The sequence below is a fragment of the Saccharopolyspora sp. NPDC002686 genome (assembly GCF_040295745.1).
In the GTDB taxonomy this organism is placed as follows: Bacteria; Actinomycetota; Actinomycetes; order Mycobacteriales; family Pseudonocardiaceae; genus Saccharopolyspora; species Saccharopolyspora oryzae.
On the sequence record NZ_JBEOVY010000110.1, the window covers coordinates 1 to 20581 of the forward strand.

At 69.8% G+C, this 20581-nt stretch carries 17 protein-coding genes; 10 read left to right on the forward strand and 7 right to left on the reverse strand.

Features of this window, described 5'->3' with window-relative positions; translation table 11 throughout:
• Positions 1–187 precede the first annotated feature (187 nt).
• From ABTZ89_RS16665 to ABTZ89_RS16675, 3 genes are all read right to left on the reverse strand, one after another.
• Entirely contained in the window at positions 188–985 is a 798-nt protein-coding gene (locus tag ABTZ89_RS16665; RefSeq protein WP_270952200.1) for a helix-turn-helix transcriptional regulator, read from the reverse strand.
• A gap of 252 nt (positions 986–1237) precedes the next feature.
• Positions 1238–2413: a S8 family peptidase gene (locus ABTZ89_RS16670; protein WP_270952199.1), complete on the reverse strand. Its 1176-nt coding sequence runs from the start codon at positions 2411–2413 to the stop codon at positions 1238–1240.
• Between the two features lie 303 nt (positions 2414–2716).
• Complete coding sequence (locus ABTZ89_RS16675) at positions 2717–3124, reverse strand: PRC-barrel domain-containing protein (RefSeq protein ID WP_270952198.1); 408 nt, start codon at positions 3122–3124, stop codon at positions 2717–2719.
• A 172-nt stretch (positions 3125–3296) separates the two neighbouring features.
• Between ABTZ89_RS16675 and ABTZ89_RS16680 the strand changes: the two genes are divergently transcribed.
• Both ABTZ89_RS16680 and ABTZ89_RS16685 read left to right on the forward strand, forming a co-directional pair.
• Complete coding sequence (locus ABTZ89_RS16680) at positions 3297–3890, forward strand: type VII secretion system-associated protein (RefSeq protein WP_270952197.1); 594 nt, start codon at positions 3297–3299, stop codon at positions 3888–3890.
• Positions 3891–3938: 48 nt separating this feature from the next.
• The gene (locus ABTZ89_RS16685; RefSeq protein ID WP_351045395.1) at positions 3939–5801 is read left to right on the forward strand and encodes a glycoside hydrolase family 15 protein; all 1863 of its coding nucleotides are present in this window, start codon (positions 3939–3941) and stop codon (positions 5799–5801) included.
• A 122-nt stretch (positions 5802–5923) separates the two neighbouring features.
• Here the strand turns inward: ABTZ89_RS16685 and ABTZ89_RS16690 are convergent, their stop codons facing one another.
• Positions 5924–8089, reverse strand: a complete 2166-nt coding sequence (locus ABTZ89_RS16690; protein WP_351045398.1) for a putative bifunctional diguanylate cyclase/phosphodiesterase — start codon at positions 8087–8089, stop codon at positions 5924–5926.
• A 413-nt stretch (positions 8090–8502) separates the two neighbouring features.
• On the opposite strand from ABTZ89_RS16690, the gene ABTZ89_RS16695 reads away from it, so the two are divergent.
• From ABTZ89_RS16695 to ABTZ89_RS16715, 5 genes are all read left to right on the forward strand, one after another.
• Positions 8503–9345 (forward strand): lysozyme, encoded by an 843-nt coding sequence (locus ABTZ89_RS16695; RefSeq protein ID WP_408641923.1) that lies wholly within the window; start codon positions 8503–8505, stop codon positions 9343–9345.
• 94 nt (positions 9346–9439) lie between these two features.
• On the forward strand, positions 9440–10579 hold the full coding sequence (locus ABTZ89_RS16700) for a pentapeptide repeat-containing protein (RefSeq protein ID WP_351045402.1): 1140 nt from the start codon (positions 9440–9442) through the stop codon (positions 10577–10579).
• Positions 10572–11648 (forward strand): pentapeptide repeat-containing protein, encoded by a 1077-nt coding sequence (locus ABTZ89_RS16705; RefSeq protein ID WP_351045404.1) that lies wholly within the window; start codon positions 10572–10574, stop codon positions 11646–11648. Before ABTZ89_RS16700 ends, ABTZ89_RS16705 begins: the two co-directional genes overlap by 8 nt.
• A 150-nt stretch (positions 11649–11798) precedes the next feature.
• Positions 11799–13424, forward strand: coding sequence for an alkaline phosphatase D family protein (locus ABTZ89_RS16710; RefSeq protein WP_351045407.1), 1626 nt, complete (start codon positions 11799–11801; stop codon positions 13422–13424).
• Complete coding sequence (locus tag ABTZ89_RS16715; protein ID WP_351045410.1) at positions 13421–14677, forward strand: alkaline phosphatase family protein; 1257 nt, start codon at positions 13421–13423, stop codon at positions 14675–14677. The genes ABTZ89_RS16710 and ABTZ89_RS16715 overlap by 4 nt, the downstream gene beginning before the upstream one ends.
• A gap of 158 nt (positions 14678–14835) precedes the next feature.
• Here ABTZ89_RS16715 and purL read toward each other — a convergent pair whose 3' ends face one another.
• From purL to purS, 3 genes are read right to left on the reverse strand one after another with little or no spacing between them, the layout of a single operon-like run.
• The gene (gene purL, locus ABTZ89_RS16720) at positions 14836–17151 is read right to left on the reverse strand and encodes a phosphoribosylformylglycinamidine synthase subunit PurL (RefSeq protein ID WP_351045414.1); all 2316 of its coding nucleotides are present in this window, start codon (positions 17149–17151) and stop codon (positions 14836–14838) included.
• Positions 17148–17825, reverse strand: coding sequence for a phosphoribosylformylglycinamidine synthase subunit PurQ (gene purQ, locus ABTZ89_RS16725; RefSeq protein WP_270952186.1), 678 nt, complete (start codon positions 17823–17825; stop codon positions 17148–17150). The genes purL and purQ overlap by 4 nt, the downstream gene beginning before the upstream one ends.
• On the reverse strand, positions 17822–18061 hold the full coding sequence (gene purS, locus ABTZ89_RS16730) for a phosphoribosylformylglycinamidine synthase subunit PurS (RefSeq protein WP_270952185.1): 240 nt from the start codon (positions 18059–18061) through the stop codon (positions 17822–17824). Before purS ends, purQ begins: the two co-directional genes overlap by 4 nt.
• A gap of 260 nt (positions 18062–18321) precedes the next feature.
• Between purS and ABTZ89_RS16735 the strand changes: the two genes are divergently transcribed.
• From ABTZ89_RS16735 to ABTZ89_RS16745, 3 genes are all read left to right on the forward strand, one after another.
• Positions 18322–18720 carry a hypothetical protein gene (locus tag ABTZ89_RS16735; RefSeq protein ID WP_351045418.1) on the forward strand — a complete coding sequence of 133 codons (399 nt, stop codon included), beginning with the start codon at positions 18322–18324 and terminating at the stop codon, positions 18718–18720.
• 109 nt (positions 18721–18829) lie between these two features.
• Positions 18830–19819: an NAD-dependent epimerase/dehydratase family protein gene (locus tag ABTZ89_RS16740; protein ID WP_351045421.1), complete on the forward strand. Its 990-nt coding sequence runs from the start codon at positions 18830–18832 to the stop codon at positions 19817–19819.
• 48 nt (positions 19820–19867) lie between these two features.
• Positions 19868–20503, forward strand: coding sequence for an MBL fold metallo-hydrolase (locus ABTZ89_RS16745; RefSeq protein ID WP_270952182.1), 636 nt, complete (start codon positions 19868–19870; stop codon positions 20501–20503).
• Positions 20504–20581: the final 78 nt, after the last annotated feature.

Here is a 20581-nt window from a genome sequence, read left to right on the forward strand (position 1 = left end):
AACCATCCGCCGACGCCGTCCTGGCTCCGGCGTCACGCAAATTCCATTGAAATTGGACATTCGATTTCAATGGAATTTGCGGATCACCGGCGTGTCGTCGCCCGACACGCCGGGGCCTGCGGACGACTCCCGCGATTTCAATGGAATTTCGACCTTCGATTTCCATTGAAGTTGCGGGAGCCCCTGGTCAGAGCCAGCCGAGCTTGACGGCTTGCATGCCCGCCTGGAAGCGGGTTTCGACGCCGAGGCGGGCGATCAGCTCGCGGACCCTGCGGTGCGCGGTCCGGGCGCTGAAGCCCATCAGCCGGCCGATCGTGTCGTCGGTGGCCCCGGAGGCCAGCAGCGACAGGATCCACCGCTCCTCCTCCGTGGGCTGCATGTCCTCGCCGGACAGGTCCTGGGCAGCGGTGAACGGCGCGGCGAAGCGCCACATGTCGTCGAAGATCCGGCCGAGCGCGGCCAGCATCGCCGAACTGCGCACCACCACCGCGCTCTCCACCGTGTTGTCGGCGACCGTGAGCGGCATCAGCGCGATCTCGTTGTCCACCATGATCAGCTTGGTCGGCGCCACGTGGATCACGCGGGCCTGCTCGCCCTGCGCGACCAGCTTGGTGGTGATGTCCAGCTGCGGCGGCAGCGCGAGCGCGGACCGGTCGTAGAGCACCTGGTACTGCACGCCTTCGGCGAGCTTGCGGGATTCCAGCGAGTCGAGCGGTCCGGTCGTCACGTACGGCGGTTTGGCCACGCCCTGGACCAGTTGCGCGGCGTTGCGCTGCAGCTCGTAAGCAGCCCAACCGACCCGCTTGGCCCCGTGCACGACCTGCAGCACGCCGCCGTTGCCCGCCTGCGCCCGCGCGGCGCGGGCGACCGACGCGACCTGCGCCCGCACGGCCCGCTCGGTCAGCGGCTCCGTGGTCGCGGTCTCCGCCGCAGGCTCGTCGACAGCGGTCGACTGCGCCAAGTCCTCGGTGTATCCGGGAAGCACGGCACACCCCTCCTCGTGTGCCCGACAGCACCGATTCAGCACCGGTACCGCGATGGACACTGAAAACCCCCGTTGATGGCAACGTATCCACCGGGAACGATCGCTGGAACCGACTTTCGCACGATGGTGCGCAGCGACCTTGGATTGACCCCGTTCGGCCGCATCCCGGCGTCCCCCGAATGCAGCAGCGGACACGACGCGGGCCCTTCCCGATCATCTCAGGAAGGGCCCGCGGGTCGCATCGCTACCGGATCACAGGTCGCCGATCTGCAGCAGGTCGGTGATCGTGCCCGACGGCGCGTTCTGGATCACGCCCTTGGAGGCCTGACCCTGGAGGCCCTTGACCACGTCGGCCGGAGCCGCGTCGGGGTTGGCCTGCAGGAACAGGGCGCCGACGCCGGCCACGTGCGGGCTGGCCATCGAGGTGCCGCTCATCGTCTCGGTGCCGCCACCCGGGACGGTCGACACGATGTCCACGCCGGGCGCGTAGCCCTCGACGGTGGCGCCGAAGTTGGTGAACTCGGCGGAGCCGTCGTTCTTGTCGGACGCGGCCGTGGTGAACACGCCCTCGGCGCTGGCCGGGGAGGTGTTCTCGGCGTCCTGGCTCTCGTTGCCGGCGGCCACCGCGAGGAAGACGCCGCTGTCGACCAGCTTGGTCGCGGCCTCGTCCAGCGCCGGGTCCTTCGGGCCGCCCAGCGACATGTTCGCCACCGACGGGCCGTTGTGGTTCTGCGCGACCCAGTCGATGCCGCCCACGACCTGCTCGGTGGTGCCGCTGCCGTCGTCGCCCAGCACGCGGACGCCGACCAGCTTCGCGGCCTTGGCCACGCCGTAGGTCTCGCTGCCGATGGTGCCGGCGACGTGGGTGCCGTGGCCGTGCTTGTCGGTGCCGTCGCCGCCGGTGGCGTCGAAGCCGACCTCGGCGCGGCCGCCGAAGTCGGGGTGCGACGGGTCGATGCCGGTGTCGATGATGTAGGCGGTGACGCCCTCACCGGTGCCCTTCGGGGCGTAGTTGTCGTCCAGCGGCAGGGCCGGCTGGTCGAGGCGGTCCAGGCCCCAGGACTCGACGGCCTGCTGCTTGGCCGGCTCGACCTGGATGCGGTAGCTCTGGGAGATGTTCTCGACCTTGGAGCTGGCCCGGACCTTGTCCAGCTGCTCGGGGCTCAGCTTGGCGGAGAACCCGTTGAGCGTCGCGTTGTAGACGTGGCGGGGCTGGACGCCGAGCTCCTCGGCGACGCCCTGGGCGGCGATGTCGTCCTTGAGGTTGACGATGTAGACGTCCGAGTCATCGGCGCTCGCGACCTTGGCCTGCGGGTGCAGGAACAGCGGTGCGAGTTCGATCTGCGGCTGTGCGCCGGCGGGAGTCCCGGCGAACACGAGCGCCGCCGCGGCAACGCCTGCCCCGGTGCCGTAGAGCAGCTTCCTCATGTTTCCCCTCCTAGACAGACGCTCGGGTGGGGCCGAGCGAAGGTGTTTCACGGCGGAACGTAACCAGGGAAAACACTCGGACGGGTGATGTTGGCGATTTGTCGCCACACAATCGTGCGGTGGGGTGAACGCATTCCCAGCTCTGCCTTACCGACCGGGAATGAGCAGGCAAAATCGAGCCCGCCGCGGTCTGCGACGGGCTCGTGAAAAACTGTTAAACGCGAGTTTGCCCAGACGTCCAGCTATTCGGACGGGCACTCGCTGTATTCAACGCGTGAGCGGCTTGCCAACACGACGGGGTGATCAGGTGGCGGCGACCCAGCGCCGCAGCCGGAGGCGGACCGCCTCCACGTACTCGGGCTCGATCTCGTCGCCGGCGCCGTCGGGGGCCACGCCGTAGGTCATCCCGTAGTGCAAGTACAGCGCGCGCTCCTGCGCCAGCGGCAGATCGCCCTTGACCAGATCGACTCGCGGGGCCAACCGCACGGCTTCCCTGCCCACCGCGACGGTGAGCGTGTCGCCGTCGAAGGCGGCGCCGTCCAGCGGCACGAAGCTCTCGTTCGTCCCGAAGAGTCCGGTTTGGACGGTGACCCAGGCGGGCTGCTCGGTGTCGTCCTCGATGAACAGCTGACCGACGATGCCTATCCGATGACCGGCGGGGTCGAACACCTCGCACCCGAACAACCGCAACGCTTCCCGCTGACCGATCATCGCCGCCTCCCCTCCCCGAACCCTGCAGCCAGTCTCCCCCGGGACCCGTCGCGGCGGCACCTCGGAACGGCTGGTCCTCGGGGGACGGTCTGCAGGCGCCGGAACCCGGATGGGACCCTCGGGGGCGCGCTCAGCAGCAGCGGGGCGTCAAGATCAACAGCACGGAGCCCCGATGTCCGAACCGAACCAGCCCGACCTCGGCCAGCTCGTCCCGCCGATCACCGACGAGATGCGCGAGCACGCCAAGGAGAACCCGAACAGCTGGCTCTACATCACCGACCCCGGCTACGCGAGCGAAGGCGGCGACGTGCCGCCGGAGGGCATCGTGGGCGCCTACCGGATCGACCCCGATGGCGAGATCGACCCGGAGTTCCAGCTCAACGACCGCTACGAGCCCTCCGAGCTGGTCACCCAGCGGCCGGAGCCGACCAACGAGCTGGAGCGGGTGCTGGTCGAGATCGCCGAGGGGCGGATGGCCGACGCCGCGCTGCCCGCCGCGGTCCTCGACGCCGAGCTGCTGCTCTACGCGCCGGACGAGGAGGACAGCATGCTCTACACCGCGGAGATGTCCGACGGCAGCCAGCTGGTCCCGGCCTGCACCTCGCTGGCTCGCGTGCCGTCCGACTGGCCGGGCGTCCGCAAGGTGCCGGGCAGCGTCCTGCCGGAACTGCTCGGCGGTCTCGCACTCGGCCTCAACCTGCACGAAGCGGTGCAAGCCATCATCCCGAACAGCGTCCTGACCGAAGTCGCCGCCGAGCGCTCCTGAGTCCACTTGGAACTGTGATCACCGGGCCTGGTGCCTAGTCTCGGCTGGATGAAGAGCGGGCCGGGACCGATCGAGGACTACGCGCTGCTGTCCGATCTGCGCACCGCTGCACTGGTCGGCAAGGACGGCTCGATCGACTGGCTCTGCCTGCCCCGCTTCGACGCGCCGTCGTGCTTCTGCCGGCTGCTGGGCACCGAGCAGGACGGGCACTGGCAGATCGCGCCGACCTCGCCTGTCCGCGAGGTGCGGCGGCGGTACCGGGACAACTCCCTGGTGCTGGAGACCGACTTCCACACCGACGACGGCGTGCTGCGGCTGATCGACTGCATGCCGCCGCACGAGCAGGCCCACGACACCCAGCCGTGCCTGGTGCGGACCGTGCGGGGCATCTCCGGCGAGGTCGACGTCAAGATGCGCTGGGTGGTGCGCTTCGCCTACGGCGAGGCGGTGCCGTGGGTGCGGCGGGTGCGGGAGATCGATCCGGTGCTCGACGAGTTCATCCTCGCGATCGCCGGCCCGCACACCGCCGTGCTGCGCGGCGACGTCCTGCCGCAGCGCGCCGAGCACGAGCGGGCGCACGAGCTGGTCCGCACGGTGCGCGCCGGGGAGCAGCTGTCCTGGGTGATGCAGTGGTCCCCGGACGCCGACGACCTCCCCGCGCCGATCGATCCGGAGCAGGAGGTTGGCGACGCCGAGGACTTCTGGCGGGAGTGGACCACCAAGATCTCCTACTCCGGGCCGCACTCGCCGGCCGTGAACCGGTCGCTGGCCACGCTCAAGGCGCTGACCTACGCGCCGACCGGCGGGATCATCGCGGCGCCGACGAGCTCGCTGCCGGAAGCCGTGCCGGGCAACCGGAACTGGGACTACCGCTTCTGCTGGCTGCGCGACGCGACCCTGGTGCTGCTGGCGCTGGACGACTTCGGCTGCTCGGCGGAGGCGGCGGCCTGGCGCAGCTGGCTGGTGCGCGCGGTCGCAGGCGACCCGGCGGACCTGCAGATCATGTACGGCATCGGCGGCGAACGGCACCTGCTGGAGTGGGAGGCCGATTGGCTGCCGGGCCACCGCGACTGCCTGCCGGTGCGGTTCGGCAACGCGGCCTACCGGCAGCTCCAGCTCGACGTGTACGGCGAGGTCATGGACGTGCTGCACCTGGCGAGGGAGCGCGGACTGCCGGAGCGCGAGGAGACCTGGGCGTTGCAGCGCGGCATGCTGCGCCACCTGGAGAAGATCTGGCGGCAGCCGGACCGCGGCCTGTGGGAGGTGCGCGGACCCGATCAGTACTTCACGCATTCCCGGGTGATGGTGTGGGTCGCGTTCGACCGGGCGGTGCGCGCCGCGGAGGAGGACGGCCTGCCCGGACCGGTGCACCGCTGGCGGGACATCCGCGACGAGGTGCACGCGGAAGTCCTGGAGCGGGCGTGGAACCCGGAGCTGGGCGCGTTCACCCAGTACTACGGCGGGACCACTCTGGACGCGGCGACGTTGCGGATGCCGTCGGTGGGGTTCCTGCCCGGCGACGACGAGCGCGTGGTGCGCACTGTGGAGGCGGTGCAGCGCGAGCTCCAGCACGACCGGGTGCTGGTCGACCGCTACACGCCGACCGATTCCCGCAACGAGGTCGACGGCCTGACCGGTCGGGAGGGCGCTTTCCTGGCGTGCTCGTTCTGGCTGGTCGACGCGCTGGCCTACATCGGCCGCCGGTCGGAGGCCGAGGAGTTGTTCGGCGAGCTGGTGGCGCTGGCCAACGACGTGGGCCTGTACGCGGAGGAGTACGACGCCCGGACCCGCTCCTTCGCGGGCAACTTCCCGCAGGCCTTCAGCCACCTGGCCCTGGTCAACTCGGCAGCGGTCCTCTACGGCGGCCTCACCCGAGCCCAGCGCAGCCGCCGCGACGGCAAACCCCGCTGAGCCACCCGTTCCTGCTGGTCAAGTCCCGTGAGCCTTTTCTGGCGCCATGGCCCCACAAAGTGCTCACGGCCGATGAGCTGCGGAACCAAGCCCCGGTGCCGAACCACCAGTGGTGCGGTGGCTCAGTCGAGCTGCTCGGTGATGAAGGCGGTGATCGCTTCCGGGGAGCCTGGTTTGGCGAAGAGGTAGCCCTGGCCGGTTTCGCAGCCGATGTCGGCCATCCTGCGGGCCTGGGCCAGGGTTTCCACGCCTTCCGCGGTGACCGTCAGGCCCAGCGCGTGCGCCAGGTCCACCAGGGTCGACACGATGCGCGCGTCGACCGGGTCGGCGCGCTCGGCGTCGCGCAGGCCCTCCATGAACGAGCCCGCGATCTTGAGCTCGTGGACCGGGAGGTGGCGCAGGTAGGCCAGGTTCGAGTAGCCGGTGCCGAAGTCGTCGATGGCGATCCGCACGCCCATCTGGGACAGCGCGCGCAGCGCGTCCAGCGGCTCGTCGGCGGTGCTCATGATCGCGCTCTCGGTGAGCTCCAGCTGCAGCTGCGACGGCTCGAGCCCGGTCTCGGCCAGGATCTCCGCGACGTCGCCGACCAGGTTCGGGTCGCGGGACTGGCGCACCGCCAGGTTGACGCTGACGAACGGCGCCGCCGAGCCGAACTGGTCCTGCCAGCGCTTGGCCTGGCGGCAGGCCTCCCGCAGCACCCACCGGCCCAGCGACACGATCAGCCCGGTCTCCTCGGCCAGCCCGATGAACTTGTCCGGGCCGAGCCGCCCGAGCTCCGGGTGCGCCCAGCGGACCAGGGCTTCCACCCCGACCACGTTGTGATCGCGCAGACCGACCAGCGGCTGGTAGTCGACGTAGAACTCCTCGCGCTCCAGCGCGGCGGGCATCGTCGCCGACAGGTGGAACTGGGCGACCTCGGTGGCGTTGCGCTCCGGGTCGAACAGCGCCCACTGGCCCTTGCCCTCGGCCTTAGCCCAGTACAGCGTGACGTCGGCGTCGCGCATCAGCTCCGCGGCGGTCTGCCCGTTCACCGGCCGCTCGACGATGCCGATGCTCGCGCCGACCGACAGCTCGTGGCCGCCGACGCGGAACGGCTCGTCCAGCGCGTCCAGCACGGTGTCGGCGACCTCGACCGCCTGGCCGGTGCCGAGCGAGTTCTGCAGCAGGATCACGAACTCGTCGCCGCCCATCCGCGCGACGAGCCGGTCGTCGCCGTGCACCACGGCGGCGAGCCGGTCTGCGACCGCGACCAGCAGGTCATCGCCGACGTGGTGGCCGAGGCTGTCGTTGATGACCTTGAAGCCGTCCAGGTCCATGTAGCAGAGCGCGACCCGGTCGCCGGGTTCGTGCTGGCGCAGCACGGTGGTGAGCCGCTCCAGGAACAGCGCGCGGTTGGGCAGCCGGGTCAGCGGGTCGTGCATCGCCTGGTGGCGCAGCCGCTCCTGCAGCATCATCCGGTCGGTGACGTCCTCGATCAGCGCCACCTGGTAGAGCGGCAGGCCGTCCTCGCCGCGGACCAGGGACACGATCATCTCCGTCCACACCGGAGCGCCGTCGGGGCGGTTGAACTGCTTCTCCACCCGGAACTGCTCGCGCTCACCGCGGACCAGCTCCTCGTACATCCGCCAGACGCTCTCCGGGTCGCCCGGGTGCATCATGTCGGAGACCAGCATGGCGCGGAGCTCGTCGGCGGAGCGGCCCATGATCCGGGTCAGCGAGTCGTTGACCTCGAGGATCCGGCCGCCCATGTCGCCGATGCCGATGCCGATGGCGGCCTCGGCGAAGATCGCGCGGAACCGCGCCTCGCTGGTGCGCAGGGCCTGTTCGACGGCGTCGCGGGCGTCGAGCACGGCCTGCCGGATGGCTTCCTGCTCGTCGAGGGTGCGCTTGCGCGCAGCCTGCACGAACCCGGAGCACAGGGCGCCTTGCAGCGCCGCGATCCGGTCCCGCCAGACCGGGCTGCTCTCCAGGCCCAGGGCGTCGAGCATCTCGTCGCCGATCAGGTCGATCGTGCGGGCCAGCGATTCGGCGCTGGTGAAGTGCACGGCGACCAGGTCGACGCCGACCTCTCGCGCGGCCGCGGTGGCGAAGGGCTCGCTGAGCAGCGCATCGACCAGGCGGTCGGTGTAGCCGCGCAGGCGGCCTTCGATCTCGGCGCTCGTCATGGGCACGTAGCTGGTGCCCATGAGCACGTGCGCCCAGGCCGCCGCGAAGCGGCGTCGGTCGGCTCGGTTCACCTCGGCGGTCACCTCGTGAGCGCTTGGCACCGGCGCGGTCCAGCCAGTCATGCCTGGGGCGCCCTCCACTCGTACTCGCCCGGCCGTTCTCGTTCGGAGCATACGACCGGATCGGTCCGGCGGTCGAACATCATGTGCGGCACCCGGGGTAGCCGTTACCTCGTTCGGGCAGGCCATCCGCGTGATCGCGCACAACGATCGTCTACCGCCTGCAACCAGTTGATCGCACGAGTACGGCTGTCATGATCGATCTGTTGGTTCTGACGCTCAACCCGGCCGAGAGGTTGTGCTCGCCGCAGAACTACCCGCTGGTGGCGAAGAGTTCACCCTCGGTTGTCCGAATTAAGCCAATCTGGTTAAAAACTAACACAAGATCTACTTCTTTCGAAAACAATTCGCGACACTTCCGGGGCAAGCCGCGTTGTCCCCCGACGACGCAATGCATTCAACACCAGGAGGCCCCGATGAGCCGTCCGAGTGGACGTGGTCGCCGATTACCACTGCTATCCCTAGCATCGATGCTCTGCGCAGGTGCTCTCGTCCTGTGCGCGCCCGCGCTGGCCAGCACCCCCGTTCCAGGAGGGGAACCCGCGATGGGCTCGCAATCCGAACCGGTGACCGACACGCCGATGGGCTCGCAGATCCGAAAGCACGAGGGCGGCGAGGAACGTGCCGTGCCGGTCGTCGACCCGCTGGCCACCGTGGCCGGCATGGACGTCAGCGGCCACCAGGGCAACGTGAACTGGCAGTCCTGGTGGGACCAGGGCATGCGGTTCGCCTACGTCAAGGCCACCGAGAGCACCGGCTACACCAACCCGTACTTCGCCCAGCAGTACAACGGGTCGTACAACATCGGCATGATCCGCGGCGCGTACCACTTCGCGCTGCCGGACCGCTCCAGCGGAGCGGCGCAGGCCAACTACTTCGTGGACAACGGCGGCGGCTGGTCGAAGGACGGCAAGACCCTGCCGGGCGCGCTGGACATGGAGTACAACCCGTACGGCGAGACCTGCTACGGCCTGAGCAAGAGCCAGATGACGTCCTGGATCAAGGACTTCAGCGACACCTACCAGTCCAGGACCGGGCGCTACCCGGTCATCTACACGAGCAACAGCTGGTGGAGCCAGTGCGTCGACGGAGACTTCAGCTCGACCAACCCGCTGTGGGTGGCCAGCTACTCCAGCACCGTCGGCCAGCTGCCGCACGCGTGGCAGATCTGGACGATCTGGCAGTACACGTCCGATCCGATCGACAAGAACACCTTCAACGGCGCCATGGACCGCTTGCAGGCCCTGGCCAACGGCTGATCGAATCGAGAGCCCGCGGTACCGCTCCCGACGGTGCCGCGGGTTTTCGCCGTCCGGGCCCGAACGACGAGGATCACCCGGCAGAATCACGCGCATGGGTGAACGCAAGATCGGTCTGGTCGCGACGATCTGCATCGCGGTCGTCGTGCTCCTCGGAGTCAGCACCGCCCTGCTGATCTTCGACACCCGCACCACCGGAGCCGACGCCCTGCGCACCGGCGGACTCGCCGCCGGATCCGTCGTCGCCCTCTACGCGCTCTGGCTCAACGACCGGCGGCGCCGGGTCGAGGAGAAGCGGCAGGAGCTGGAGATCCAGCGCCAGGACCTGGACCGGGAGCGCTACGCCCTCGAGCAGCAGCGACAGGCCCTTGAGGACCGCCGAAGCTCGCAGGAACACGTCCGCACCGCCGACGAGCGCTTCGCGCGAGCGGTCGAGCTGCTCGGCAACGAGGCCGACCAGGTGCGCGTCGGAGCGCTCCACGCCCTCGCAGGCCTAGCGCGCAGCAACCCGGACTACACGCAGACCGTCCTCGACGTGCTGTGCTCCTACCTGCGCCGACCGTTCGACCATCCGAAGTGGACGCTGGACCGGCAGGACGACGAGATCTCCCCGGAACTGCACCGGGAGCGCACGGTTCGCCAGACCGCCGGGAAGCTGATCACCTCGCTGCTGCCCACCACCGCTGAGCCCGACCCGCCGAAGTACGACCTGGACCTGGCCGCGGCGAACCTGGACCGATTCGTCCTGGCCGGCCGCGTCGTGGGAACCGTGCGCGCGTACGCCTGCACGTTCCGGCACGCGGCGCACTTCCAGAACACCGTCTTCCACGGCAAGCTCGACCTGGACGAGAGCACGTTCCAGCGGCCCCTGCGACTGGCACGAGCCTCGATGCTCGGGGGCCTGCACCTCCGCGCGGCGCATGTCTTGGAAGAAGCCGACTTCTCCGGTATTGAAGTCGCAGGTAACGCTGATCTCCGGGGTGTCCGCTTCACCGGCCCAGCCAACTTCAACAACGCGAACCTGCACTCACTGGACCTGCAACGCGCTCATTTCAGCGGCGAGATCGATCTCCGCATGGCAGACCCGTTGCCAGCACTGTCGCTGTACAACACGGAGGTCAACACAGCTGCGAGCGTCGCACTACCGGAGGGCTGGAAACTCGATCCGCTCCCGGCTCCGAATCGAGCGCGCATCTTCGCAGAGCTGCTGCGGGAAGATCACACGCATGGGTGAGCGCAAGATCGGTCTGGTCGCGACGATCTGCATCGCAGTCGTCGTGCTCCTCGGAGTCAGCACCGCCCTGCTGATCTTCGACACCCGCACCACCGGAGCCGACGCCCTGCGCACCGGTGGGCTCGCCGCCGGATCCGTCGTCGCCCTCTACGCGCTCTGGCTCAACGACCGGCGGCGGCGGACCGAGGAGTTGCGGCAGGAGACCGAGCGGGAGCGGTACGAGCTGGAGAACCAGCGGGCCGACCTCGACCGGGACCGGATCGCCGACGAGCGGTTCGCCCGCGCGGTCGAGCTGCTCGGGCACGAGACCGATCAGGTCCGCGTAGGCGCACTGCACGCGCTCGCCGGGCTCGCCCGCAACCGGCCCGACTACACGCAGACCGTGCTCGACGTCCTGTGCTCCTACCTGCGGCGACCGTTCGCGCACGAGCGCTACGGCGCCGTTTTCGAGACGCAGGAGGAGAAGGACGAAGCCGAGCGGTGGCTCCAGGTGCGCTTGACCGCTCAGCGGCTCGTGGTGGAGCTGCTGCCGCGCGTCGACGACACCGGCGCCCCCGCCTACGACCTGGACCTGACAGGCGCCACGCTGGAGTACTTCGAGCTGACCGACCGCAAGGTCGGGACGCTGACCCTGCGGTACGGGAAGTTGTTCAGCGACAACAACTTCAGCCGGTCCGAGTTCCACGGTCCGGTGTGGTTCACCGCCGCGACCATCGGACCTGGCCGGTTGTACGGGCGGTTCCGCTGCGACGACGTGGTCTTCCACCAGCTCGCCTGGTTCCCCGGCACCACGTTCCACGGCCGGGCGAACTTCCGCCGCACCCGGTTCTCCGGCACCACCAAGTTCGACCAGAGCCACTTCGGCAACGCCCTGTCGATGACCGACGCCGAGTTCCACACCGAGGCCGACTTCCGCGGCGCCCGCTTCGACGCCGACGTCGACCTGTCCGGAACGACGTTCCGCGGTGAGGTGCTCAACGTCGGCATCACCACCAGCCCCGACCACGACGTCGTCCTGCCGGCGGGCTGGGCCCCGACACCGTCCACATCGGAGCGCTCCGGCGCGTGAGCGCGGCCACAGCACGACCCTCACCTGCGTGATCGCGCTCCGTGAGGCCGTGAACGTCGCATTCCATTCCGGAAACCATCCGTCGAACGGTTCCGCAACGTTGTGCCGATCGGGGTACCACAAAAGACGAAAATCAATCACGTTTCACGCGTGAACATCCGTCGTCGAACCCTGCTCATGGCCGGTGGCGTGGCCGCCGTCACCTTGGGCACCACCAAGGCCGCAACCGCCAGTTCCCCGGACGTCTTCGTCCACGGCGTCGCTTCCGGCGACCCGACCCCGAGCAACGTGGTCCTCTGGACCCGGGTGACACCCGCCCCGGGCGCGGACCCCGGCTCCGGCATCGGCCCGGACTGCTCCGTCGAGTGGGAGGTGTCCGCCGACCCGCAGTTCCGGCAGGTGGTCGCCCGCGGCAGAACGACGACCGGCGCCTGGCGCGACCACACGGTCAAGGTCGACGTCGCAGGCCTGGCCCCGGACGCCTGGTACTGGTACCGGTTCCGCGCCCTGGGCCAGGTTTCGACGATCGGGCGCACCCGCACCGCTCCCGCGCTCGGCGCGCAGGTGGACCGGCTGCGCTTCGGCGTGGTGTCCTGCGCCAACTGGCAGGCCGGCTACTTCTCCGCGTACCGCCACCTCGCCGACCGGGACGACCTCGACGCGATCCTGCACCTCGGCGACTACCTCTACGAGTACGCGCCGGGCGAGTACCAGGCGCGCGACGTCGTCGTGCGGCCCCACGACCCGCCCGCCGAGGTCATCACGCTGCCGCACTACCGGCGCCGCCACGCCCAGTACAAGACCGACCCCGACCTGCAGGCCCTGCACGCGCGCCTGCCGTTCATCGCGACCTGGGACGACCACGAGTCCGTCAACGACGCCTGGGCCGGCGGCGCGGAGAACCACACCGAAGGCGCCGAGGGTTCCTACGCCGACCGGAAACGCGCGTGGCAGCGCGCTTACGCCGAGTGGATGCCGGTGCGCTACGAGCTCGGCGGCGTGCTGTACCGGCGGTTCACCTTCGGCTCGCTCGCCGAACTGTCCATGTTGGACCTGCGCTCCTACCGCAGCGAGCAGGTCAGCAGCCGGTTCGACCAGGACATCCACGACCCGTCGCGGACCATCACCGGCGACGCGCAGCTGCAGTGGCTGACCAGCGGACTCGCGCAGTCGCAGGCGCAGTGGAAGCTGATCGGCAACCCGGTGATGATCGCGCCGGTCCGGTTCCCGTCCACGCTGTCCGTCGAGCGGCGGCGCGCGCTCGGCGAGCTCACCGGCACCCCGGTGATCCAGGGCCTGCCGATGAACCTCGACCAGTGGGACGGCTACGCGGCCGACCAGAACGCGGTCTACTCGCTGCTGCGCGACCAGGGCATCCAGGACACCGTCTTCCTCACCGGCGACATCCACTCCGCGTGGGCCGCCGACCTGCCCAGCTCGCCCCGCGACTACCCGAGGGACGGCAACTCGGTCGGCGTCGAGTTCGTCTGCACGTCGGTGACCAGCGACAACATCGACGACATCCTGAAGGTCCAGCCGCAGACCGTCTCGAAGGCGATCGTCGGCGCGATCAAGGTCAACAACCCGCACATCAAGTACGTCGACCTCGACTCGCACGGCTTCAGCGTCCTGGACGTCACCCGGGAACGCGCGCAGATGGACTGGTACGCGCTCGACGACCGCACCGTCCGGGGCAGCGCCGCGCAGCACGTCATGTCCTACGCCGTGACCACCGGAACCCAGCAGATCCACCGAGTCGAGGAGCCCGTGCGATGACTTCGCTGAGCCGACGCAGTTTCCTCCAGGTCGCCGGAACCGGCGTGCTGCTCTCCGCCGCGTCCCCCGCGGCGTGGGCGGCCGACGGTGACAAGCCCCTGCGGGTCTACTCGCTGGTCGTCGACGGCTGCTCGCCGGACGAGATCACCCCGCAGCTGACCCCGCGCCTGCACGAGCTGCGCGAAGCCGGGACGTCCTTCCCGCAGGCGCGTTCGCTGCCCGTGATGGAGACGATCCCGAACCACGTGATGATGATGACCGGCGTCCGCCCGGACCGCTCCGGCGTGCCGGCCAACTCGGTCTACGACGCGGCGCAGGGCGAGGTCCGCACCCTCGACCGCGCGTCGGACCTGCGCTTCGACACCCTGCTGGACCGCTTGCGGGACAACGGGAAGGTCACCGGCAGCGTGCTGAGCAAGGAATACCTCTACGGAGTCTTCGGCACCCGGGCCAGCGTGCGCTGGGAGCCGAAGCCGGTCCTGCCGATCACCGGCCACGCTCCGGACCTGTTCACCGCGAACGCGCTGATGTCCATGGTGGACAGCGCGGATCCGGACTTCGCGTTCGCCAACTTCGGCGACGTGGACCGGATGGGCCACGCCGACCTGACCGGCACCACCCTGCGCGCGGCCCGGACGGCGGCCCTGGCCTCCGCCGACGCCCAGGTCGGCCGGTTCGTCGACCACCTCGTGGACACCGGGCGCTGGTCCAGCAGCGTGCTGCTGATCTGCGCCGACCACTCGATGGACTGGTCGTGGGCGCACAAGGTGATCTCGTTGCAGAAGGCGATGGGCGACGACCCGCTGCTGGCCGGACGCATCCAGATCGCCCAGAACGGCGGCGCGGACCTGCTGTACTTCACCGGGCCGACGGCGGAGCGCGACGCCGCGGTGGCGCGGATGCGGGAGTTGGCGCTGGCCACCGAAGGCGTGCTCTCCGCGCACGACCCGCGCGACCTCCGACTCGGCGCCGAAGCGGGCGACCTGCTCGTGTACTGCGAACCGGGCTGGCGCTTCGCGGACCCGAAGGTCATCTCCAACCCGATCCCGGGCAACCACGGCCACCCGGCCACCGAGCCGATCCCGTTCTTCACCACGGGCGGCCACCCGGCAGTCCGCACCGGAACGTCCTCCGCCGAGGCCCACACCATCGACGTCGCGCCGACCCTCGGAGCCCTCTTCGGCCTTCCGGCCCCGACCGGCGGCTACGACGGAACCGCCCGCGCGGAAGCCTTCGACTTCAGCCGTCTCTGACCGAGGTTCCGCCAGCGCAGGTCAGGCCTCGTGAGTGTTTTGGGGCGTCATAGCACCCCAAACCACTCACGAGTCGGCACCCAGCGATCCGGGCGGATCCGGAAATGGGTGAAGGGCACTTCTGACCGCCGGTCAGGAGTGCCCTTCACCTCGAGAGATCAGCCGAACAGCTTCGGCAGGGTGCCTTCCCAGGCCTCGCGGAGCTCGTCGAGCGGGATGTTCGCGACGTCCTGGATGTCCAGGGACTTCTCGCCCGCGTCGGCGACACCGACCTTGGACCACGGCAGACCGCGCGCGGTGCACATGTCGGTGAAGCGGACCTCCTCGGAGCGCGGGACCGCCACCAGGACGCGACCCGCGGACTCGGAGAACAGCCAGACGAACGGGTCCGCGCCCTCGGGCAGGACCACCCGGGCACCGCACTCGCCGACCAGCGCCGTCTCGACCAGCGCCTGCGCCAGGCCGCCCTCGGAGAGGTCGTGCGCCGCCGAGACCATGCCGTCGCGGGAGCCCGCGAGCAGGACCTCCGCCAGCAGCTTCTCGCGCGCCAGGTCGACCTTCGGCGGCACACCGCCGAGGTGGTCGTGCACCACGCGCGCCCACTCCGAGCCGCCGAACTCCTCGCGCGTCTCGCCGAGGAGCAGCAGCGTCTCGCCCTCCTCGCCGCCGATGCCGGTCGGGATGCGGCGGGTGACGTCGTCGATCGTGCCCAGCACGCCGACCACCGGCGTCGGCAGGATCGCCTTCTGCCCGGTCTGGTTGTAGAAGCTGACGTTGCCGCCGGTCACCGGGATGCCCAGCTCCGCGCAGGCGTCGGCCAGGCCGCGCACCGCCTGCTGGAACTGCCACATCACGCCCGGGTCCTCCGGCGAACCGAAGTTCAGGCAGTTGGTGACCGCCACCGGCGTCGCACCGGTGGTCGCCACGTTGCGGTAGGCCTCGGCCAGCGCCAGCTGCGCGCCCGCGTACGGGTCGAGCCGGGTGTAGCGGGCGTTGCAGTCGGTCGAGATCGCGATGCCGCGCCCGGTCTCCTCGTCGATGCGCAGCACACCGCCGTCCGACGGCTGCGCCAGCACAGTGTTGCCGCGCACGTAGCGGTCGTACTGGTCGGTGACCCACGCGCGGGAGCACAAGTTCGGCGAGGCCGCCATCCGCAGGATGGTCTCCCGCAGCTCGTCCGGAGTGGACGGACGGGCCAGCGTGCTCGCGCTGTCCGCGGCGATCAGGTCCTGCTCGGCGGGACGCTCGACCGGGCGCTCGTAGACCGGGCCCTCGTGCGCGACGGTGCGCGGCGGCACGTCCACCACGAGCTCGCCGTGCCAGTAGATCTCGAGGTTCTCGCCGTCGGTGACCTCACCGATGACGGTCGCGGTGACGTCCCACTTGCGGCACACCTCCAGGAAGGCGTCCACGTTGGACGGGTCCACCACGGCGCACATCCGCTCCTGCGACTCGCTGGAGAGGATCTCGGCCGGCGTCATGCCGGTGGCGCGCAGCGGGACCTGGTCCAGGTCGACGCGCATGCCGCCGTCACCGGCCGAGGCCAGCTCGGAGGTGGCGCAGGACAGGCCCGCACCGCCCAGGTCCTGGATGCCCACGACCAGGCCCGCGTGGTACAGCTCCAGGCAGCACTCGATGAGCACCTTCTCGGCGAACGGGTCGCCGACCTGGACGCTCGGCAGCTTCTTGCGGCCGGTCCCGCTCTCGTCGCCGTCGAAGGTCTCCGAGGCCAGCACCGACACGCCGCCGATGCCGTCCAGACCGGTGCGCGCACCGAACAGGATGATCTTGTTGCCCTTGCCGCTGGCGTGCGCCAGGTGCAGGTCCTCGACCTTCATCACGCCGACGCACATGGCGTTGACCAGTGGGTTCCCGCTGTAGCACTCGTCGAAGACGACCTCGCCGCCGATGTTCGGCAGGCCCAGGCAGTTGCCGTAGCCGCCGACACCGGCCACGATGCCCGGCAGCACGCGCTTGGTGTCCTCGGCATCGGCCGGGCCGAAGCGCAGCGGGTCGGCCACCGCGACCGGGCGGGCACCCATCGCCATGATGTCGCGGACGATGCCGCCGACACCGGTCGCCGCGCCCTGGTAGGGCTCGACGTAGGACGGGTGGTTGTGGCTCTCCAGCTTGAACGTCACCGCCCAGCCGTCGCCGATGTCGACCACACCGGCGTTCTCGCCGATGCCCGCGAGCATCTTCTCGCGCATCTCGTCGGTGGTGGTCTCGCCGAAGTACTTCAGGTGCACCTTCGACGACTTGTAGGAGCAGTGCTCGCTCCACATCACCGAGTACATGGCGAGCTCGGCGTCGGTGGGACGGCGCCCCAGGATCTCGCGGATCCGGGCGTACTCGTCGTCCTTGAGCCCGAGCTCGCGGTACGGCTGGGAGGTCTGAGGTGTGGACTTGGCGCTCTCGACAGTGTCGAATTCGACGGTTCGACCGTCAACGTCCACGTTCACAGAGTTGGTCATGCTGCCACCAGTGCATCCAGAACGGACAGGAACATGCCGAGGCCGTCGTCGGTGGGGCCGGTCAGCGGGTCGATCGCGTGCTCCGGGTGCGGCATCATGCCCGCGACCCGACCGCGCGCGTCGGTGATGCCCGCGATGCCGCGCTGAGAACCGTTCGGGTTCTCGCCCGCGTAGCGGAACAGCACCCGGCCCTCGCCCTCGAGCTCGTCGAGGACGGCCTGGTCGGCCATGTAGTTGCCCTCACCGTGCTTGATCGGGATCAGCAGCTCGGCGCCCGCGTCGTAGCGGGTGGTCCAGGCGCTGCTGTTGTTCTCGACCTTCAGCCACTGGTCGCGGCAGACGTAGTGCAGGCCCGCGTTGCGGGTCAGCACTCCGGGCAGCAGCCCGGACTCGCACAGGATCTGGAAGCCGTTGCACACGCCGAGCACCGGCATGCCCTTGCGGGCGGCTTCGACCACCTCGGTCATCACCGGGGCGAACTTGGCGATCGCGCCGCAGCGCAGGTAGTCGCCGTAGGAGAACCCGCCCGGCACGACCACCGCGTCCACGCCCTTGAGGTCGTGGTCGGCGTGCCAGAGCGAGACGGATTCGGCACCGGCGCGGCGCACCGCGCGAGCGGCGTCGACGTCATCGAGGGTGCCGGGGAAGGTGACGACGCCGATCTTCGCGCTCACGAGTCCACCCGCCGGACGGTCCAGTCCTCGATGACCGGGTTGGCGAGCAGCGTTTCGGCGATCTTCGCCAGCTGCTCGTCGTCGACGTCGTCGGCGACCTCCAGCTCGAAACGCTTACCCTGGCGGACTTCGGCGATCCCCTCGAACCCGAGCCGCGGCAGCGCATTGGCCACCGCCTGCCCCTGCGGGTCCAGGATCTCCTGCTTCGGCATGACGTCGACAACGACTCGGGCCACGGGTGCTGCTCCCGGTTTCCGTGCAGATCCGCCGGGATCCGGCGGATGGCCAGCAGTACGGGCGAAGCGTAACTGAGCTGCGAGTTCACCCACTCCAGCAGGGGCGCCGGGTGCGGTGTGGCTCACCACATACCGCCGCTAATGTGTCTTGCGCCACAGTTTTCGCTACTTGTCTAAACCTTTGATGCCGTTCGGCGTCTAACAGAGCAGGCACCTAGGGGAGGTGCCCGGTTCTGAACACTGAGGGGAAACGCATTCCGATGCGCACGATCAAGACATTGCTGGGGGCGGCGCTGTTCGCCGGACTCGCGCTGACCACCACCGTCCCGGCCACCGCCGCACCTGCCACCGGCTCCGCGCAGGTCGCCGAACAGCCGCGGTTCACCGCCGACAAGTCCCAGGTCCGGGTGGGGAACACGCTGGTCATGCGGCTCGACCACGGTTTGGAGGGGGTCAGCTGGATCTCCTCCCCGGCGTTCGCCCGCCACGGCGAGCACCCCGTCGGGGCGGACGAGGGCGTGGCCGAGGTGGTCACCGACCGCGACGGCGTCGCGGAGGCGGTGGCGACCATCGCCGACGTACCGCCCGGCGAGTACCCGGTGCACACCCGCGTCGGCGGCGGCGCCGGACCGATGATGACCATCACCGTCACCGGTTGACCTGGTCCCGTGAGCACTTTGGGTCGCTCTGGCAGCCCAAAGTGCTCACGGGCGTTCACCGGTAGCGAGAACCGTCGCCCCGCCCGCGGTTTTCCGGAAGCGTGGGGCCATGCGGATCTTGGTTCTGGGCGGAACTGTCTTCGTCGGTCACGCGGTCGCCGCGGAAGCGCTGAAGCGCGGGCACGACGTCGTGTGCGCAGCGCGTGGTGCGAGCGGGCGTGTACCGGAGGGTGCTGAGCTGGTGGTCGTGGACCGCGAGGAGGGCCTCGGGGCGCTGGCCGGGTCGCAGTTCGACGCGGTCGTCGACGTCGCGCGGAACTACCAGTGGGTGCGTTCGGCGCTGGAAACCTTGGGCGACGCCGGCCACTGGACGTTCGTGTCCTCGATCAACGTTTACTCGGACAACGAAACTGCTGGTCAGAGCACTGATGGACCGCTGCTCGAACCGATCACCGACTCCGCCGACACCAGCACTCCCGAGTCCTACGGCGGGATCAAGGTGGCCTGCGAGAACGCGGTGCGGGACGCGATGGGCGAACGCGCGTTCGTGGTGCGCCCCGGGCTGATCACCGGGCCTGGCGACCCGTCCGACCGGTTCGGGTACTGGCCGCTGCGGATGTCGCGCGGCGGGCAGGTGCTCGTGCCGGACACGCCGGACGCCCCGTCGCAGCACATCGACGTGCGCGACCTGGCCGCCTGGATCGTCACCGCCGCCGAGCGCGGCCTCGCCGGAACCTTCGACGGCATCGGGCCGGTCACCACGCTGGGCGCGCTGCTGGCGGAGATCGCCGAGCTCGTCGCACCGGCCGGCACCTCGCTCGCGGCCGTTGCACCGGAAGCGCTCGCCGAGGCGGGAGCTCAGCGCTGGAGCGGGCCGAAGTCGCTGCCGCTCTGGATCCCCGACGGCTGGGACGGCTTCGCCTCGCACGACGCCGCGCCCGCGCTGGCCGCCGGGCTGCAGATCCGGCCGCTGGCCGAGACGGTGTCAGCAGCGCTGGCCACCGAGCGGGAACGGGGATCCGACCGCGAGCGCAAGGCCGGGCTGACCGCTGCCGAGGAGGCCGAACTGCTCGGCGCGCTGCCGCACCGGACCTGGTGACCGTGCGAGAGTAGTTCGCGCGGCAAACGTCTTTCGAGGAGGAACACCGTGCAGATCACCCACTTCGGACACTCCTGCGTGCTGGTCGAAACCGGGTCGGCGCGGCTGCTGATAGACCCGGGGACGTTCTCCGCGGACTTCGAGGGGCTGCGCGACCTGGACGCCGTGCTGATCACCCACCAGCACGCCGACCACGTCGACCTGGACCGGCTGCCCGCGCTGCTGGCGGCCAACCCGAACGCCCGCCTGGTCGTCGACCCGGGTTCGGCGGCCTCGGTCGCGGAGCACGGCCTGTCGGCGACCACCGCGCGGCCCGGCGACTCGATCGAGATCGGCGGCGCGGCGATCACCGTGGTCGGCGGCGAGCACGCGGTGATCCACCCGGACATCCCGGTGGTCGACAACATCGGCTACCTCGTCGACCACGGCGCCTTCTACCACCCGGGCGACTCGTTCTTCGTGCCCGAGCAGCGCATCGACGTCCTCGGCCTGCCGACCGCGGCACCGTGGCTGAAGCTCTCCGAAGCGGTCGACTTCCTCCGCGCGGTCGCCCCGCGAACGGCGGTCCCGATCCACGAGGCGGTGCTGGCCGTGCCGCAGATGCACTACCGGATGTTCGAGAACCTCGGCCCGGAGGGCACCGCGATCCAGGTCCTCACCAAGGGCACCCCCACCGCACTCTGACCCGCGAGCGCCCGTTTTCGCAGGTGGCGGCTCGGGTTTAGTTAGTGGGGTTTTAAGACCCCAAAATTCAGAACGATC

Bases quoted from the DNA above. Each gene is read 5' to 3' on its own strand.
- ABTZ89_RS16670 (WP_270952199.1), bottom strand. From the start codon at position 2,413: ATGAGGAAGCTGCTCTACGGCACCGGGGCAGGCGTTGCCGCGGCGGCG.
- ABTZ89_RS16675 (WP_270952198.1), bottom strand. From the start codon at position 3,124: ATGATCGGTCAGCGGGAAGCGTTGCGGTTGTTCGGGTGCGAGGTGTTC.
- ABTZ89_RS16680 (WP_270952197.1), top strand. From the start codon at position 3,297: ATGTCCGAACCGAACCAGCCCGACCTCGGCCAGCTCGTCCCGCCGATC.
- ABTZ89_RS16685 (WP_351045395.1), top strand. From the start codon at position 3,939: ATGAAGAGCGGGCCGGGACCGATCGAGGACTACGCGCTGCTGTCCGAT.
- ABTZ89_RS16690 (WP_351045398.1), bottom strand. From the start codon at position 8,089: ATGACTGGCTGGACCGCGCCGGTGCCAAGCGCTCACGAGGTGACCGCC.
- ABTZ89_RS16695 (WP_408641923.1), top strand. From the start codon at position 8,503: ATGAGCCGTCCGAGTGGACGTGGTCGCCGATTACCACTGCTATCCCTA.
- ABTZ89_RS16700 (WP_351045402.1), top strand. From the start codon at position 9,440: ATGGGTGAACGCAAGATCGGTCTGGTCGCGACGATCTGCATCGCGGTC.
- ABTZ89_RS16705 (WP_351045404.1), top strand. From the start codon at position 10,572: ATGGGTGAGCGCAAGATCGGTCTGGTCGCGACGATCTGCATCGCAGTC.
- ABTZ89_RS16715 (WP_351045410.1), top strand. From the start codon at position 13,421: ATGACTTCGCTGAGCCGACGCAGTTTCCTCCAGGTCGCCGGAACCGGC.
- purL (WP_351045414.1), bottom strand. From the start codon at position 17,151: ATGACCAACTCTGTGAACGTGGACGTTGACGGTCGAACCGTCGAATTC.
- ABTZ89_RS16735 (WP_351045418.1), top strand. From the start codon at position 18,322: ATGCGCACGATCAAGACATTGCTGGGGGCGGCGCTGTTCGCCGGACTC.
- ABTZ89_RS16740 (WP_351045421.1), top strand. From the start codon at position 18,830: ATGCGGATCTTGGTTCTGGGCGGAACTGTCTTCGTCGGTCACGCGGTC.